The sequence below is a fragment of the Mycobacterium sp. 852002-51971_SCH5477799-a genome (genome assembly GCF_001667145.1).
Classification (GTDB): domain Bacteria; phylum Actinomycetota; class Actinomycetes; order Mycobacteriales; family Mycobacteriaceae; genus Mycobacterium.
Genome location: NZ_LZIF01000049.1, coordinates 30,079 through 47,176, shown reverse-complemented (window position 1 = coordinate 47,176; position 17,098 = coordinate 30,079). Strand labels below are relative to the sequence as shown.

Sequence of the window (17,098 nt, the reverse complement as noted above, 5' to 3'; positions counted from 1 at the left end):
CACGCCGCCCAAAAAGGGAACTTGACAGCCGTCAAGTTTTTCAGCGAAGGTATGAATCAGTGACGGCCGTCACCGGGAGGGCACGCAAAGGAGCGTTTATGACCGCCACCATCAGCACCCCGCAGTACCTGCTGGATCAGGCGCGGCGCCGGTTCACGCCGTCCATCAACAACTTTCCCGGCATGGGGGCGGTCGAGCGCAGGCTGTTGAACACCGATTTCCCGGAGCGCATACTCGCCGAGCCACCACCGGGCAGCGGGCTCAAAGCGGTCGTCGGCGACGCTGGCCTGCCGGTCATTGGGCACATCATCGAGATGCTGCGCGGCGGGCCCGACTACCTGCTGCACATGTACAAGACCAAGGGTCCGGTGGTCTTCGGGGACTCGCCCGTGCTGCCGGGCGTCGCCGCCCTGGGCCCGGATGCCGCCCAGGTCATCTACTCCAATCGCAACAAGGACTACTCCCAGCAGGGATGGGTGCCGGTAATCGGCCCGTTCTTCAACCGCGGCCTGATGCTGCTGGACTTCGAAGAGCACATGTTCCACCGGCGGATCATGCAGGAGGCCTTCATCCGGTCCCGCCTGGTCAGCTATGTCGAGCAAATGGACCAGGTGGTCTCGCAGACCGTCGCCAACGATTGGGTGACCAATGACGCACGGTTCTTGCTCTATCCGGCCATGAAGGAATTGACTCTCGACATCGCGTCGATGGTGTTCATGGGCCACGAGCCGGGCACCGACCACGACTTGGTGACCAAGGTGAATAAGGCGTTCGCGGTCACCACCCGCGCGGGCAACGCGATCATCCGCACTTCGGTGCCGCCGTTCACGTGGTGGCGCGGCCTCAAGGCGCGCGAGCTGCTGGAGAACTATTTCCGCGAGCGGGTCAAGGAGCAGCGCGCGAATCCCGGTACCGATCTGTTGTCGGTGTTGTGCCAGACCGAAGACGAGGACGGCAACAAGTTCTCCGACGACGACATCGTCAACCACATGATCTTTTTGATGATGGCCGCGCACGACACCTCCACCTCGACGGTGACCACGATGGCCTACCACCTGGCCCTGCACCCGGAGTGGCAGCAGCGCTGCCGCGAGGAATCGGACCGGCTGGGCGACGGGCCGCTCGACATCGATGCGCTGGAGAAGCTGGAGACGCTGGATCTGGTGATGAACGAGTCAATCCGCATCGTGACACCGGTGCAGTGGGCCATGCGCCAGACGGTGCGCGACACCGACCTGCTGGGCTACTTCATTCCGAAGGGCACCAACGTGATCGCCTACCCCGGCATGAACCACCGGTTGCCCGAATTGTGGACCGACCCACTGAAATTCGACCCCGAGCGGTTCACCGAGCCGCGCAACGAGCACAAGCGGCACCGCTACGCGTTCACCCCGTTCGGGGGCGGCGCACACAAGTGCATCGGAATGACGTTCGGGCAGTTGGAGATCAAGACGATCCTGCACCGCCTTCTCCGCAGGTATCGGCTGGAGCCACCCCGCCCGGGTTACAAGTGCGAGTGGGACTACGGCGGCATGCCGGTGCCGAAAGACGGCATGCCGATTGTGTTGCGCCCGCTGTAAAACGCCCGCGACGCTTAGCCGGCCGGGCCCGGTGCGGGCTCGAACCGCAGATACGCCTGGATCGTCGTACCGGTCCTGGTGGTGTGGGTTCGCACCAAGTCCGAGATAGCGTTGACCAGATACAGGCCGCGACTCGCGGGAGCGCGCGGGCCGGGGTCCAGCCGCCCCACCATGGGGTCGTCGAATCGCCCGGTGTCGCGCGCCTCGCAGACCAAATGCCCGTCGTCTTGCCAGAAGGCCAGCCGGCAGGCGCCCCCGGTGTACATCAAACTGTTGGTGGCCAGCTCCGTGGCGACCAGTTGTAGATCCTCGATGCTCTCCTGGGACAGCCCCATCCAGCCCGCGTAGTCGACGGCAAAGGATCGCGCGGGCCGAAGGTCGGCCGACTTGCGGACCATGTATGTGACGGCCCCGGGACCGGCGGCCAGCGGCTGGTTGCAGCGTTCCAGGACATCGCCCGGGGCGTAATTCGAACTGCGCTGCGGCGCACCGAGTTCCCACAGCAGCGGATGTGTCGCGCGCGCATCCGACAGCACACCGTCGCGGAGCCGGCCCGCGTCGTAGAGGCACAGGCTGGTCGCCGGGTAGCCGTCCATGGCCTCGTTGACGAGCGCCTCGTGCTCCATGCAGGCGACGAACTCCTCGTCGGTGCGGCCCGGCCACGCGAGCTGGCTGACGATCCGGACTCGCTGGTCCGGGTGCTCGTCGATGAACGCGCCCTGCATCGCCATGAACCGGCTCGGGTTGCGGGCCGCCTCGGTGATATCAACGACGCGGACGTCGGCCGGTGGATCGCCGCCGGCGTACAACCCGTCGCTTAGCAGCGCCAGCGTCTCGGGCGGCACGGCGAGCAGCACCGCCTCGTCCAGCGCCAAACCGTCGCCGACGAAGCGGCCCGCCAAATCCACGAACTCCTGCTGAGAGTGGTAAATCGACGCGGAGTGGACGAAACCGTATTGCCTGGTTTCGTGATCCGCCCTCACTTCAGCGCTCTCACTTTCAATCACTTACGCCAACCCCCTGCTGGGTCGGCTGACGCCTTCCCCCTTTCCCAGTACCCAAGACGGGCGTTCGCTATACCGCGCAACAGGTCCCTTTTAGGTTTGCCTCACCGGCGCGACCAGGTAAGCCGCTCGCGATCGCGCTGTCACAGCCACCACGAGGCGGCCGCGTTGAGATGACAGCGGAGCCGATAACAGGCAACGCTCTCGTCGACGGCTTCGACGGCCTCGACAATCCGCAGGTGAGCGTGGTGCACGGCCAGCACGTCCGACCAGGTCGGCAGCGCCTGCCCGGTGCTCGACCAGTGCCGGCGGAAGAGCTCGACGATGATTCGCAGGAACAGATCCAGTGGCGCGTTGCCGGCGAGTTGGGCCAGACCGACGTGGAAGTTGAACTCCTCCGCGATCGCCTGCGGCACGTCGTCCGCCGTCGGTTGGGAGTTTTCCGGAAGCCCGGACCGATGGGTGGCCAGAAACGCCGCCACGTCCGGCTCGGCCAACCGCTTGACGACCTTGGTCACGTTGTCGATCTCGATGGCGTCGCGGACGCATCGCAGGTCTTCGCGGCTCGGGCGGCGGTACTGCAGGTATAAGGCGATCGTGTCGATGCTGGCCTGCGCCGCGGGTTGGGCGATCACCAGACCGCCGCCGGGTCCGCGGCGCATGTGGGCTATCGAGTGGTATTCGAGCAGCCGCACGGCCTCGCGGAGCACCGCTCGGCTCACCCGGTAGCGCTCCAGTAGGCCCGTTTCGGTACCGAAGACCGCGCCCACGCGCCAGCCGCCGGCGGCGATGTCGTCACCGATGGTGGCGGCCAGCATCTCGGCCAGTTTGCCTCTGGGCGCCTCAGAATCGAGCCGCCGGCGCCTCTCTCGTCCCCGGCTCCCGTCGGCCGCGTGATGCCGTTGCAGCCAGCCGGTGACTGCTTCGACGTGTCGCTCGGACAGCGTCTTGGCGCGGGCGGCATCGCCGGCCGTGACGGCGGCGACGATCGCGGAATGGTGCGCGTGCAGATGGTCGACCGCCTCCATGGCCTCGGATTCCGAATCCGGCCGCGACGCCAAAGCGTAGCGGGCGGTGAGCCGCATCAGGATGTTGATAAACAGTTGCAGCACAGGGTTTTTGGATTGCTCGGCCAGCGCGATGTGGAACTCGTCGCGCGGCGCCGGTAGGCCGGGCTTCCACTGCTCCTCGGCGTGCAGCACCGCCCGCAGCCGCGCGATGCCGGCCTCGTCGATGCGCTCGGCGGCCAGCGAGGCCGCCAGCGGCTCGAGTACCAGGCGCGCGTTGAGCAAGTCGCCCAGCGTCGTGCCCAGGTATTCGAGATAGATGACGACCGCGCGGGTGGCGGGCCCCGCGTCGGGCTCGCAGATGTACAACCCCCCGTTGGGGCCGCGGCGCATCCGCGCGACCTGATGATGTTCGACCAGGCGAACGGCCTCCCGCAGGACCGACCGGCTCACCCCGAAGCGCTGCTGCAGAGCCTGTTCGGAGCCCAGCGATTCGCCGACCGCCCAACCGCGGTGCACGATATCGGCTTCGATGTCGCGGGCGAGGATCGACGCGAGCTTGTTCGCCCGGCCGGTCCTTGGCTCCTCAGTCATCTGAGCTCGATCGCGCTCGTGGTCAACAGGTCAACAGCATGCACCCCGCGACGGGCCCGCCGCCGACGGAGACGACACCCACCTCGGGGCGACGCGACACCTGCCGCTCGCCCGCGTCGCCGCGCAACTGCAGGCACCCTTCGTGCAGCGCCCAGTAGCCGTGCATGCGCCCGGCCGAAAGTTGGCCGCCGTAGGTGTTCAGCGGCAGATGCCCGTCGCGGGCGATCCGCGCCCCGCCCTCGACGAACGGGCCGCCCTCGCCGTCGCCGCAGACCCCGAGCGCTTCCAGCCAGGCCAGAGTGAGATAGGTGAATCCGTCGTACAACTGGGCGACCTGCAGGTCGGTGGGCTTCAACGCCGTGCGTGACCACATCTGCGCCGCGGCGTCCGACATCGCCATCTTCGGGTAGTCGGCGCGGTGAAACCAGCCGCCTGCTCCATCGGACCCACCGATCGCCTCCACCTTCACCGCGCGGTGCGGGCAGTCGGCGGCGTGCTCCGCGTGCGAGACCACCACCGCGATCGAGCCGTCGATCGGGACGTCGCAGTCCAGCAGCCCCAGTGGGGTGGACACCAGCCGAGCGCCCAGGTAGTCGGCCATCGTCATCGGATCCCGGTAGACGGCACGGGGATTCAACGCCGCATTGCGCCTGCCGTTGAGCGCTATCCAGCCCAGCTGTTCTTTGGTGGTTCCGTACAGGTCCATGTGGCGACGGCAGTTGAGCGCCAGCCAATTGGCGGCGGAATAGGCATGCGCCGCAACGAGATCGTTGACGTCGTCCATCGCACCAACGGCGGGCTTCGGCTCACCTTCGGGTGTTTCGAACATCCGCGCCAGCGGCGGCGCCGGCGCGTTCTCTTCCTGCTTGACCGGGACCGTGCCGCCGAGCATTTGTATCGTCCGGTACACCACGACGTGGCGGGCGCGGCGTTCGGAGACCGCGCGACAGGCCGACATCACCGGCGAGAGCAGGCCGCCGGTGCCGAAGCCCGATCCGCAGTCCGCGGCATCGATGCGCAGCTGGGCGTTGACGTCCGCCGCGGGTGTGTCACCCAGGGTGGCGATGCCGTCGATGTCGGTCGGGGCCAGCCCGGCGTCCTCGATGGCGGCGCGCACCGCCTCCATGGTCAGCTCCAGGCCCGGGATGCCGGTGCGGCGGCCGATTCGTGAGATCCCGATGCCGGACAGGATCGCGTCTTTTTCGAAATGCGTCATGCACACCGCCCGTCAGACCAAGCTCCGAATCAATAGAGTGTACTGTATTCGTCGTGTCAGACGGGCCGCTGCTCATCGAGTACTGCGAGGACTGCGCGCGCTGGGTGCATCCGGCCAGCGGCGTATGCCGCGAATGCGGGGGCACGCTGGAGGCGCGGGTGGTCTCCGGGCAGGGCACAGTGTTCAGCTACACGGTCAACCATCACCCGTACAACCCGGAGATCCCCACCCCGTACGTTATCGCGATCGTCGAGCTCGCCGAACAGAGCGGGCTGCGGGTCGCCGCCAATATCGTTGACTGCGAACCGGATTCGGTGAGTTGCGGCATGCCCGTCGCTCTGCGGCCGCAACGCGGCAGCGGCGGCGCGGCGCAATTCGCGCCGCCTGACCCCTAGTTGATCAGCGGGTCACGCGGCATGCCGAGGATCCGCTCGGCGATCTGATTGCGCGTCACTTCCGACGTGCCGCCGGCGATCGCCATGCCGCGGGCCCCCATCATCAGCCGGCCGGCCATGGCACCGGGACCGTCGGTCAGCGCGACGTCCGGACCCAGCAGCGCCGCCATGATCGCGGCGCCCTCCACCATGTGTTCGGCCAGCTTGAGCTTGGTGACGTTGCCCTCCGGGCCGGGACCCGCGCCTTCGACGCTGCGGGCGGCGCGGCGCAGGTTCAGCAACCGCAGCGCGGTTTCCTCGGCCAGATACAAGCCGACCCGAACTCGCCCGCCCGCCAACCGATCCGGGCGCTGCTCGGTGAGCTGCACGAGTTGGTTGGCCAGCCCCTCGTAGAACGATCCGCTGCCGCCGATGCTGACCCGCTCGTTGCCCAGCGTCGCCCGCGCGACCGTCCACCCCGAGTTGGGCGTCCCGACGACGTCCTCGTCGGGAACGAACAGGTCGTTGAAGAAGACCTCGTTGAAGTCCGAGCCGCCGGTCATCTGGCGCAGCGGGCGCACCTCCACCTCGGGCGCCTTCATGTCGACGATCACCGTCGTGATGCCGGCGTGCTTCGGGGCGTCGGGGTCGGTGCGCACCGTGGCGAGGCCGCGCGCACAATAGTGCGCTCCGCTGGTCCATACCTTCTGGCCGTTGATCTTCCAGCCGCCGTCCACCCGGGTGGCGCGCGTCTTGATGGACGCGGCGTCCGAACCGGCGTCGGGCTCGGAGAACAGCTGGCACCAAATCTCGTCCTTGCGCAGCGCCTTCTCCACGAATCGTTCGATCTGCCAAGGCGTTCCGTACTGGATCAGGGTCAGGATCACCCAGCCGGTGATCCCGTAGTCGGGCCGCTTGATGCCGGCCGCGCGGAACTCCTCCTCGATCACGAGCTGCGCGACGGCGTCGGCCGCGCGTCCCCACGGCTTGGGCCAGTGCGGCATCACGTAGCCGGTCTCGATCAGTTTGTCGCGCTGGGCTTCTTTGTCCAGGGCGGCGATCTCGGCGGCGTCGGCGCGGATGCCGGTGCGCAGTTCTTCGGCTTCCGGCGGTAGGTCGAGGCTGTTCTCGCGGGCGACGCCGGCGGCGGTGCGCTCGAAGACGTCGGCGGCCGGCGATTCGCCGCCGAACAGCGCCGCGCTGACCACCGCCCGGCGCAGGTGCAGGTGCGCGTCGTGCTCCCAGGTGAAGCCGATGCCGCCGTGTACTTGGACGTTCAGCTCGGCATTGCGGACGTAGGCCGGTAAGGCCAGCGCCGCGGCGACCGCGGCGATCAGCCGGAATTGCTCCTCGTCCTCACCCGCCGCGCGGGCGGCGTCCCACACGGCCGCGATCCCGGACTCCGCGCCCACCAACATGTTCGCGCAGTGATGCTTGACGGCCTGGAAGGTGGCGATGGTGCGCCCGAACTGCTGGCGCACCTTCGCGTAGTCGACGGCGGTGTCGACGCAGTCCGACGCCCCGCCCACCGCCTCGGCGGCCAGCAGCGTGCGGGCGCGGGCCAACGCCGATTGGCGCGCTCCTGTCAGGATGTCGTCGTCGGACACCCGCACGTTTTCCAAGCGGACGCGTCCGGACCGGCGCGTCGGATCGAAGTTCTCCGGCACCTCGACCGAGACACCCTCGCGGCCACGTTCGATCACCAGCACGTCGTCACCCGCGGCGATCAGCAGCAGCTCGGCCAGCCCGGCGCCCAGGACGATTCCGGCCTCACCGTCGGCCACGCCGTCATTGACCTCCACCTGGCTGTCCAGCCCGACACCCGCGGTGCCGGTTCCGTCGATCAGGCCGGGCAGCAGGCGCGACTTCTGTTCGGCGGTGCCATCTTTGGCGATCACCGCGGACGCGATCACGGTGGGTACGAAAGGCCCGGGCGCGACCGTGCGACCGAGTTCTTCTATCACGACGACCAGTTCGGGCAGCCCGAATCCTGAGCCGCCGTACTCCTCGTCGACGTGCAGGCCCAGCCATCCCAGCTCGGCCAGGTTCTGCCAGAACCCGGGGCGTGGCTCGTCGGAGGCGTCGAGCAGCGATCGCGCCGCCCAGCGCGCCTTCTGCGAGGTCAAGAACCCGCGGGCCACCTCGGCGAGTTCACGATGGTCGTCGGTTATTGCGATACCCATGAGGGCCCTCCTCGCGCCGCATGCCAGCCGGGTTCGATTGTCCCGCTCCCTCGGGCCGCCGCGCGGCCCGCATCGTCGGAGCTGAAGCTGGGTGGCCTGCCCCGCTTCGAGGGGAAGCGGGGCGGCTGCCTAAAGAGTGTACTTAATGCGAGGAGGGCCCCAACCGGGGGCGTCTACTTCGGCGCGAACCGCTGCCCGGCGTCCAGGCGCAGGCATTGGCCGTTGAGCATCGGGTTGTCCACGATGGCGGCGACCAGCTTGGCGTACTCCTCGGGACGGCCGAGGCGCTTGGGGAAGGCCGCGTCCTTGGTCAGCTGCGTGGCGAACTCGTCGGGGATGCCCTGGGTCAGACCCGTCGCGAACAGGCTCGGGGCGATTCCCAGCACGCGGATGCCCACCGAGCCGAGGTCGCGGGCCATCGTCAGGCACATCCCGGCGATCCCCGCCTTGGCGGCGGTGTATGCGACCTGCCCGATCTGGCCCTCGAAGGCCGCGATGGAGGCGGTGTTGATGATGACGCCGCGCTCCCCGGTGTCGGGGTCTTCGGGCTCGTTCTTGGCCATGTGCGCGGCGGCCAGCCGGCTGATGTTGAAGGTGGCGATCAGGTTCAGGTCGATCACGGACTGGAAGGACTCGAGGTCGTGCGGACCCGATTTGGTCAGCGTCCGCTTGGCGATTCCGCCACCCGCGGTGGTGATCACGACGTGCAGCCCGCCGAGCTTGTCGACCGCGGTCTGCAGCGTCTCTTCGGTCCCGGTGAAGTCGGTGACGTCAACCGGGTAGAAGGTACCCCCGACGCCCTCGGCGACGGTCTTACCGTCGGAGCCCTCGCGGTCCAGGATGGCGACATCCGCACCGCGTTCGTGCAGCAGCTCGGCGCTGGCACGGCCCATTCCCGATGCGCCGCCGATGACGACGACCTTCTTCCCACTGATCTCCATCCGGGCGTCTCCTTTGTGGTTGTCAGAATCCCTGCGATCTGTAACGTTACGTAGGCACGCTAGCGTGTCCGCTCTTCAGGCCTGTCACCGAGCCATGCCAAGCTGGCAACCGTGCTCCTCCTCGACGTGGCGACGACGTCTGACGACGTCGGGAGCACGTCGTCGCGGCTGATGAAGGTCGCCCGGATCGCCGACCTGCTGACCCGTGCCGCACCCGATGCCGCGGTGGTCGCCATCGTGGTGTCGTGGCTTTCCGGTGAGTTGCGGCAGCGCCAGATCGGCGTGGGGTGGGCGGCGCTGCGCTCGCGCCCGCCGGCGGCCGCCCACGCATCGCTGACCGTCGCGGGCGTCGATGCGACCTTCTCCGACATCGGCGCCGTGGCGGGCACGGGCGCGCAGGCGCGCCGCGCCGCGCTCCTGAGCACCCTGTTCGCCGCAGCCACCGACACCGAACAGACGTTTCTGTTGCGGCTCCTCGGCGGCGAACTCCGCCAGGGCGCACTGGCCGGGATCATGGCCGACGCCGTGGCGAAGGCCGCCGGCATCCCGGCCGCCGCCGTGCAGCGCGCGGCGATGCTGGGCGGGGACCTGCCGGCGGTGGCGGCGGCATCCCTGGCCGGTCCGTTGTCCGGCTCGGCCTCGGCGCTGGACGCGTTCACCCTACGGGTCGGCCGGCCGGTCGGCCCGATGCTGGCCCAGACCGCGACGAGCGTGGCCGAGGCGATCGAACGCCACGGCGGGCACGCGATTTTCGAAGCCAAGCTGGACGGCGCGCGGGTACAGATCCACCGCGCCGGTGACGAGGTCACCGTCTACACCAGAAGCCTCGACGACGTCACCGCCCGGCTGCCCGAAGTGGTGGAGGCGACGCTGGCGCTGCCGGTGGACAATCTCATCGCCGACGGCGAGGCCATCGCGCTGCGACCCGACAACCGGCCGCACCGCTTCCAGGTCACCGCCTCACGATTCGGCCGCTCCGTCGACATCGCTGCAGCCGTTGCCGCACAACGGCTTTCGGTGTTCTTCTTCGACGTCCTGCACCGCGACGGCGTCGACCTGCTCGACGCGCCGACCGTCGAGAGGCTGACCGCCCTCGACGCATTGGTGCCGGCAGCGCAGCGGGTCGATCGGCTTCTCACCGCCGACCCCGCGGAGGCGGGTGCGTTCCTGGACGCGACGCTGGCCGCCGGCCACGAGGGTGTGATGGCCAAGGCGCCCGACACGCCGTACCAGGCCGGGCGCCGGGGAGCGGGCTGGCTGAAGGTCAAGCCCGTGCACACATTGGATCTGGTGGTGCTCGCGGTGGAGTGGGGGTCGGGGCGCCGCCACGGCAAACTCTCCAACATCCACCTGGGTGCGCGCGACCCGGCCAACGGCGAATTCATCATGGTGGGAAAGACTTTCAAGGGCATGACCGACGCCATGCTGGACTGGCAGACCGCCCGGTTCAGCGAACTCGCCATCGGCGCGACGGACGGTCATGTCGTCCAGGTGCGCCCCGAGCAGGTGGTCGAAATCGCTCTGGATGGCGTACAGAACTCGTCGCGCTACCCCGGTGGGCTGGCGTTGCGGTTCGCCCGCGTGGTGCGCTACCGCGACGACAAGAGCCCCGCCGAAGCCGACACCATCGACGCCGTGCGCGCGCTGTACTGAACCAGGCTTTCTGAACAGGCGCGGTCGGTTGTGCGCGCGTAGGGTTTCCGCCGTGGCGGTCAGCGAGCACGGCGACGACGTCAGCTACATCCACACCGACGAAGACCTGCCACCCGTGGCCGTCATCGACCGCTCCCCTATCACCGCACGGCACCGGATCGTGTTCGGCGTCGTCGCGGTCCTCGGCGCCGTCGCCTGGGCGATCATCGCGTTCGCCCGGGGCGAGACGGTCAACGCCGTATGGATCGTCGTCGCGGCGATCTGCACGTACATCATCGGGTACCGGTTCTATGCGCGGTTGATCGAGATGAAGATCGTCCGTCCGCGCGACGACCACGCCACGCCCGCCGAGTTTCTCGAGGACGGCACCGACTTCGTGCCGACCGACCGGCGGGTGCTGTTCGGCCATCATTTCGCCGCCATCGCCGGGGCCGGTCCGCTCGTCGGCCCGGTGCTGGCCATGCAGATGGGCTATCTGCCGGGCAGCATCTGGATCGTCATCGGCGCAGTGTTCGGCGGCTGCGTGCAGGACTACCTGGTGTTGTGGATCTCCACCCGGCGGCGTGGCCGATCCCTTGGCGAGATGGTCCGCGACGAGCTCGGCGCCGTGGGCGGGGCCGCCGCCCTCGTCGGGGTGCTCGTCATCATGGTGATCCTGATCGGGGTGCTGGCGCTGATCGTGGTGCGGGCGCTGGCCCAGAGCCCGTGGGGTGTCTTCTCGATAGCCATGACCATCCCCATCGCCCTGTTCATGGGTTGCTACCTGCGGTGGCTGCGTCCCGGCCGCGTATCGGAAGTATCAGTGATCGGTTTCGCGCTGCTCCTGCTCGCGGTGGTGTCCGGCCATTGGGTCGCCGAAACACGTTGGGGCGCATCGTGGTTCACGCTGTCTCCGGTCACGCTGTGCTGGTGCCTCATCGGTTATGGTTTCGCCGCGTCCGTGCTGCCGGTCTGGGTGCTGTTAGCGCCGCGCGACTACCTGTCGACGTTCATGAAGGTCGGCGCCATCGGGCTGCTCGCCGTCGGTGTCTGCATCGCACGGCCGGAGATGCAGGCATCCGCGATCTCGCAGTTCGCCACCCGGGGCAACGGCCCGGTGTTCGCCGGCTCGCTGTTCCCCTTCTTGTTCATCACGATCGCGTGCGGCGCGCTGTCCGGCTTCCACGCGCTGATCTCTTCGGGGACGACGCCCAAGCTGCTGGAGAAGGAAAGCCAGATGCGAATGATCGGCTACGGCGGCATGATCACCGAGTCGTTCGTCGCGGTCATGGCGCTGGTTACGGCGTCGATCCTCGACCAGCATCTGTACTTCACCATCAACGCGCCGACGGCGCAGACCGGTGGCGCCCCGGCCACCGCCGCGCATTACGTCAATGGACTTGGATTGCCGGGCGCCCCGACGACCGCGGACCAGATCAGCCAGGCCGCCAGTAGCGTCGGCGAGAAGTCGATCGTGTCGCGCACCGGCGGAGCTCCCACGCTGGCGTGGGGAATGGCCGACGTGCTGCAGCGGGTGTTCGGCGGCGCCGGTCTCAAGTCCTTCTGGTACCACTTCGCGATCATGTTCGAGGCACTGTTCATCCTGACAACTCTCGACGCGGGCACCCGTGTCAACCGCTTCATGCTTTCCGACGCGCTGGGCAACTTCGGCGGCCCACTGGCCAAGCTGCGAAACCCTAGTTGGCGCCCGGGCGTCTGGGGTTGCAGCCTGGCCGTGGTTGCCGCCTGGGGCGGCATCCTGCTGATGGGCGTGAGCGACCCGCTCGGCGGCATCAACACACTTTTTCCGCTGTTCGGTATCGCCAACCAGCTGCTCGCGGCGATCTCACTGACCGTCATCACCGTGGTGGTCATCAAGAAGGGCCAGTTGAAGTGGGCGTGGATTCCGGGGATTCCCCTGCTGTGGGACCTCGCGGTCACGCTGACCGCGTCGTGGCAGAAGATCTTCTCTTCTGATCCCGCCGTCGGCTTTTGGGCGCAGCACTCGAAGTACCTGGCGGCCAAGCAAGCGGGCAAGACGGCATTCGGTTCGGCCAGCAACGCGCCTCAGCTCGACGAGGTCATCAGGAATACCTTCATCCAGGGCACGCTGTCGATCCTTTTCGCGGTGACCACCGTAATCGTGGTGACCGCCGGAATCGTGGTCGCGCTCGGGACGATTCGCGGTCCCGCCAGTAAGTTCAGCCGGCCCTTGACCGAGGACGACCCGGTGCCGTCGAAACGGTTCGCGCCGGCGGGCCTTATCCCCACGGCCGCCGAGCGAGGGGTGCAGCGGCAATGGGATCAGCCGCCGACGTCAACTCCGGGGGTCGTCGGCGCCCAGGAGCGTTGACCGTACCAGCCACATACGGTAGCCGGCCGCGCACAACAGGTAGTCGACTACGCGTGCGTACTGGTGATCGCCGACCGTAGGTTCAGTCCATCACCGCCCGACCTACCTGGTCGACGGGACCGCAGCACGAAGAAGGTGGACGAAATGCTGGTCACGTCAACGGGACTCCGGACCGCACCCGATACCCAGCCCATACCGCAACCGTCGTCGGCAGCGCCCGCTGTCGAGGCGGCACCCCCAGCGGTCCTGATCAGTACCCAGCAGGTGCTCTTCGGCACCGCCGTCGTCCAGCGCACGCGCCGCTCCCCACTCGGCAGCCGGATCGGGGCCGCGCTGCGACAGCTGGTCGCCGAAGCGAATCGGCCGCGGCACCCCTACCTGAGGCATTACGCCTACCTCGAGGACGCCCGCATGGTGCGCGAGATGGACAGGCTGTGAACGTAATCATCAGCATCGCCTGCGTCGGGTTGATGATGTTGCTCGCAGTGGGCACCTACAACCTGCAGTGCAGGCTCGAGCGCAACGACTACGAGCGCCACTTCGAGGACTGACAAATCGCGAAGGCACGCCACGCGGAAAGGTCGTGCCGAAGTATGCGGCGCGGTCCTAAACTTGCGCGATGAGAGTCGGCATCGACTTTGGCACCACCCACACCGTCGTCGCGGCCGTCGACCGCGGCAACTATCCCGTCGTCTCCTTCGACGGCGTGGACGCGTGGCCGTCGCTCATCGCCGCCAACGCCGCCGGCGAGTTGCGCTTCGGCGTGGCGGCCGCCGCCGTCCGCCACGAACCGGATTGGTCGGTGCTGCGCTCGTTCAAACGATTACTCAACGACGCCGGACCCCAAACCGAGGTCACCCTGGCCGGCCGTGACTATCGGCTGGCCGAGCTTCTCACCGGCTTCTTGGCCCAGCTGAAGGCCGATCTGCAGCGACACTCGAACGTCGCTCTGGCCCCGGGCGAACCCATCGAAGCCGCGATCAGCGTTCCGGCCAATGCCTCGAGCGCCCAGCGCCTGCTGACCCTGGATGCCTACGTGGCGGCCGGTTTTCACGTCGTCGCGCTGCTCAACGAACCGTCCGCCGCGAGCCTGGAATACGCCCACCGGTACCGGTCCACCATCACCGCCAAACGCGAGTACGTCCTCATCTACGACTTGGGCGGCGGCACGTTCGACGCGTCGCTGCTGAAAATGACCGGGCACGCGAACGAGGTCGTCATCAGCGAGGGCATCCAGCGCCTCGGGGGTGACGACTTCGACGAGGCGATCGTCGAACTGGTGCTCGCCGGTGCCAACCTGCCCGGCCTCGACGCCGCCCAGCGCGACCTGCTCGCAGAGGAGTGCGCCACCCGCAAGGAGGCGGTCGGGCCGCAGACGCGCCGTTTCCTGGTGGACCTGTCCCCGGTCGACCGGCCCCCGTTCTCCTGCCCCATCGACGACGTCTACACGGTGTGCGCGCCGCTGATCGACCAGACGATGCGATTGCTCAATCGGGTCCTGCACGATCCGGCGCCGGGCCGCACCGACGTGGACTGGTCGGAGGTGGCGGGCATTTACGTCGTCGGCGGGGCGGGGGGCTTTCCGCTGGTGTCTCGGATGCTGCGCAGCACCTTCGGCGAAAAGCGGGTGAAACGCTCGCCGCACCCCTTCGCCGCCACGGCCATCGGACTCGCTGTCTTTCTGGACAAGGAGTCCGGTTTCGCGCTGTCCGAACGCTTCTCGAGGAATTTCGGGGTGTTTCGGGAGGCCGAGGCCGGCGCCGGGGTCGTCTTCGACCCGATCGTGTGCAAGGACGTTTCGCTTCCTGCCGACGGGCAATCCCCGCTGGTGGTGAAACGGAAATATCGAGCGGCGCACAATATCGGGCACTTCCGGTTCGTGGAATGCAGCCGCCTGGTCAACGGGCGGCCCGACGGTGACGTCACGCCGTATGACCCGGTGCTGTTCCCGTTCGACCCGGCCCTGCACGACCGCGACGATTTAGGACGTCAGCCGGTCGGCCGGTGGATGGACGGGCCCGATGTCGAGGAGCGCTACGTCATCGCTCCCAGCGGTGCGGTGGAAGTGACGCTGACGACGCAGCCCGCCGGGTTCGAACGCACATTCCGGCTGGAGCGGTGCGCCGCCGCGAGTTGACGAGCCACTCCCCCATGCAGCTATACGACGTGATGCGAACGACTTTCGCGGCACGGGAATTCACCGACGATCCGCTGCCCGACGACGTGCTGGCGCGCATCTTTGACAACGCCCGGTTCGCTCCCAGCGGCGGCAACAGGCAGGGCGCCCACGTCATCGTGGTGCGCGACGAAACGATCCGGCGCCGGCTGGCCGAACTCGGCAAGCCGGCGGCTCGCCGTTACTTCGCCCAACTGCAGGCGGGCGAAAGCCCATGGAATTCGGTCGACCCCAGCGGCGTGCCGCAAGACGTCGTCGACGCGACCGAGATCCCCGACACATTCGTGGCGCCGATCGTCAAAGCGCCTGTGGTGCTGGTCGTTTCGGTGGACCTGACCGTTGTCGCCGCACTCGATCAAGATCTGGACCGGGTGGGCATCGCGGGCGGGGCATCGGTCTACCCGTTGATCTGGAACATCTTGCTCGCCGCGCGTAGCGAGGGCTACGGCGGCACCATCACGACGATGGCCATCGCGGCCGAAGAACACGTCCACCAACTGCTGGGCATTCCCGACGCGCACGCGGTGGCCGCGGTCGTGCCGATCGGCAAGCCGGTGCGCCAGCTGAGAAAACTGCGCCGCCGGCCGGTCACGGAGTTCATCACTCGTGATCGGTTCGACGGTCCGGCCTTCGACGGGTGACGCCTGAACCCTAGCCGCGCACCTGGGGCAAAACGTCGCGCTGCCACGCCGCGAAGAACCCGTCCATGTCGGGGCCGATCTGCTGCACGTAGATCTCGTCGACGTCGGCGTCGATGTACTCGCGCACCTGCGCGATGTGCTTGTCGGGGTCGGGGCCACAAGCCACGCTCTCAGCGACCGTCTCGGGCGGCACCAGCGACTGCAGGGCGGCGAAATCCTTGGGCCGGGGCAGGATTTGCGACGTCTGGCCCGGCAGCCCCTCGTTGGCCCACAACCGGTGCGCGGTCTTCAGCGCGGCGTCGGCGTCGGCGTCCCAGCAGACTTTCGTACCGCCCTGCACCGGCTTGTCGCCGCCCCCGGCCTCGCGGAACTGCCTGACCAGGTCGCCGTCGGGCATGGCGATGCTGTAGCCGTCGCCGATGCGGGCGGCCAGCTCCACGGCCTGCGGTCCGAACGCCGAGACATAGATCGGCACCGGCTGCTCGGGCCGGGTGTAGACCTGCGCTTCCTGCACCTCGTAGTGCTTGCCGTGGTGGCTTACCTCACCGCCCTTGTGCAGCTTGCGAATGACCTCGATCGACTCCTCCAGCATCTCGAGCCGCACCCCGACGGACGGCCAGGGATCGCCCAAGATGTGTTCGTTGAGGGCCTCGCCGCTGCCCACCCCGAGCACGAAGCGTCCGTCGAGTTGCACGGCCGCGGTGGCCGACGCCTGCGCGATGATCGCCGGGTGGATGCGAATGGTCGGGCACGTGACGGCGGTGCTGACCGGCAGCGACGTCGCCTCGGACAGCGCACCGATCACTCCCCACACGAACGGGCTCTGGCCCTGTTCGTCGTTCCAGGGGTGATAGTGGTCTGAGATCCACAACGCGTCGAATCCGGCGTCCTGCGCACGCTTGGCCTGGTCGATGAGTTCCTTGGGGCCGAATTGTTCGCAGGTGAGAAAGTATCCGATCTTGGTCATGGCGCCGGGCTACCCGCTGCGCGCCCGGTTATGCGCCAGCTGACGGCGTCGATCTGCTGGCCGCCGAAAGCGGGGTCAGCCCGAGGCGAGCGCTCGTTCACCGCCGCCGTTGCGTTGCGTCGACGAATTATGCTGCGAGCCACCGCTTTACATGTCGGCGGGCGTGCGCTCCGTCGGCCCCTCAGGTCACGACGACCGCTCTCGTCACGCCGCGGAAGGGCGTGTCGAGTGCCCGCCCCCGGAGGCGCGGGGCGCATGTGACTGGAGAGACGCAACGCGGCACCACTCACCGCTGAACGAGAACAGCTTCGCCGATTCGGAGAAGGTAGTTCTCCACAGCCGAGAGACAGATTACGATCGCTGGTGACCTGTGCCGGTGTGGCACCCGGACAAGTCGCGTCCGCAGCACAACGATCGGAGTTACCCATCG

13 protein-coding genes are annotated in these 17,098 nt (G+C 67.9%); 7 read left to right on the top strand and 6 right to left on the bottom strand.

Annotated features, from left to right (window positions below; all coding sequences use genetic code 11):
- Positions 1-98 precede the first annotated feature (98 nt).
- Positions 99-1,580 carry a cytochrome P450 gene (locus A5753_RS05790; protein ID WP_067124337.1) on the top strand — a complete coding sequence of 494 codons (1,482 nt, stop codon included), beginning with the start codon at positions 99-101 and terminating at the stop codon, positions 1,578-1,580.
- A gap of 14 nt (positions 1,581-1,594) precedes the next feature.
- Here the strand turns inward: A5753_RS05790 and A5753_RS05785 are convergent, their stop codons facing one another.
- The 3 genes from A5753_RS05785 to A5753_RS05775 form a co-directional block, all read right to left on the bottom strand.
- Positions 1,595-2,587 carry a sensor histidine kinase gene (locus A5753_RS05785; protein WP_067124335.1) on the bottom strand — a complete coding sequence of 331 codons (993 nt, stop codon included), beginning with the start codon at positions 2,585-2,587 and terminating at the stop codon, positions 1,595-1,597.
- Positions 2,588-2,727: 140 nt separating this feature from the next.
- Positions 2,728-4,185, bottom strand: coding sequence for a FadR/GntR family transcriptional regulator (locus A5753_RS05780; RefSeq protein ID WP_067124334.1), 1,458 nt, complete (start codon positions 4,183-4,185; stop codon positions 2,728-2,730).
- A 22-nt stretch (positions 4,186-4,207) separates the two neighbouring features.
- Positions 4,208-5,401 (bottom strand): thiolase family protein, encoded by a 1,194-nt coding sequence (locus tag A5753_RS05775; protein ID WP_067124332.1) that lies wholly within the window; start codon positions 5,399-5,401, stop codon positions 4,208-4,210.
- 53 nt (positions 5,402-5,454) lie between these two features.
- On the opposite strand from A5753_RS05775, the gene A5753_RS05770 reads away from it, so the two are divergent.
- Complete coding sequence (locus tag A5753_RS05770; protein WP_067124330.1) at positions 5,455-5,796, top strand: Zn-ribbon domain-containing OB-fold protein; 342 nt, start codon at positions 5,455-5,457, stop codon at positions 5,794-5,796.
- On the opposite strand, the gene A5753_RS05765 is transcribed toward A5753_RS05770, so the two are convergent.
- Together A5753_RS05765 and A5753_RS05760 are read right to left on the bottom strand one after the other, a co-directional pair.
- A complete protein-coding gene (locus tag A5753_RS05765; RefSeq protein ID WP_067124328.1) occupies positions 5,793-7,958 on the bottom strand; it encodes an acyl-CoA dehydrogenase in 2,166 nt (721 codons plus the stop codon). The genes A5753_RS05770 and A5753_RS05765 overlap by 4 nt on opposite strands.
- Before the next feature lie 173 nt (positions 7,959-8,131).
- Positions 8,132-8,899 carry an SDR family NAD(P)-dependent oxidoreductase gene (locus A5753_RS05760; protein ID WP_067124326.1) on the bottom strand — a complete coding sequence of 256 codons (768 nt, stop codon included), beginning with the start codon at positions 8,897-8,899 and terminating at the stop codon, positions 8,132-8,134.
- Positions 8,900-9,010: 111 nt separating this feature from the next.
- Here A5753_RS05760 and A5753_RS05755 point away from each other — a divergent pair, with 111 nt between their 5' ends.
- The 5 genes from A5753_RS05755 (at position 9,011) to A5753_RS05735 (ending at position 15,701) form a co-directional block, all read left to right on the top strand.
- On the top strand, positions 9,011-10,552 hold the full coding sequence (locus A5753_RS05755) for an ATP-dependent DNA ligase (protein ID WP_067124324.1): 1,542 nt from the start codon (positions 9,011-9,013) through the stop codon (positions 10,550-10,552).
- A gap of 52 nt (positions 10,553-10,604) precedes the next feature.
- On the top strand, positions 10,605-12,884 hold the full coding sequence (locus tag A5753_RS05750; RefSeq protein ID WP_067124322.1) for a carbon starvation CstA family protein: 2,280 nt from the start codon (positions 10,605-10,607) through the stop codon (positions 12,882-12,884).
- A 144-nt stretch (positions 12,885-13,028) separates the two neighbouring features.
- Entirely contained in the window at positions 13,029-13,322 is a 294-nt protein-coding gene (locus A5753_RS05745) for a hypothetical protein (protein WP_156655961.1), read from the top strand.
- Positions 13,323-13,503: 181 nt separating this feature from the next.
- Positions 13,504-15,021 carry an Hsp70 family protein gene (locus tag A5753_RS05740; protein ID WP_067124318.1) on the top strand — a complete coding sequence of 506 codons (1,518 nt, stop codon included), beginning with the start codon at positions 13,504-13,506 and terminating at the stop codon, positions 15,019-15,021.
- Positions 15,022-15,035: 14 nt separating this feature from the next.
- Entirely contained in the window at positions 15,036-15,701 is a 666-nt protein-coding gene (locus A5753_RS05735) for a nitroreductase family protein (RefSeq protein ID WP_197694596.1), read from the top strand.
- A gap of 10 nt (positions 15,702-15,711) precedes the next feature.
- On the opposite strand, the gene A5753_RS05730 is transcribed toward A5753_RS05735, so the two are convergent.
- Entirely contained in the window at positions 15,712-16,668 is a 957-nt protein-coding gene (locus A5753_RS05730; protein ID WP_067124314.1) for an LLM class F420-dependent oxidoreductase, read from the bottom strand.
- Between the last annotated feature and the right edge of the window lie 430 nt (positions 16,669-17,098).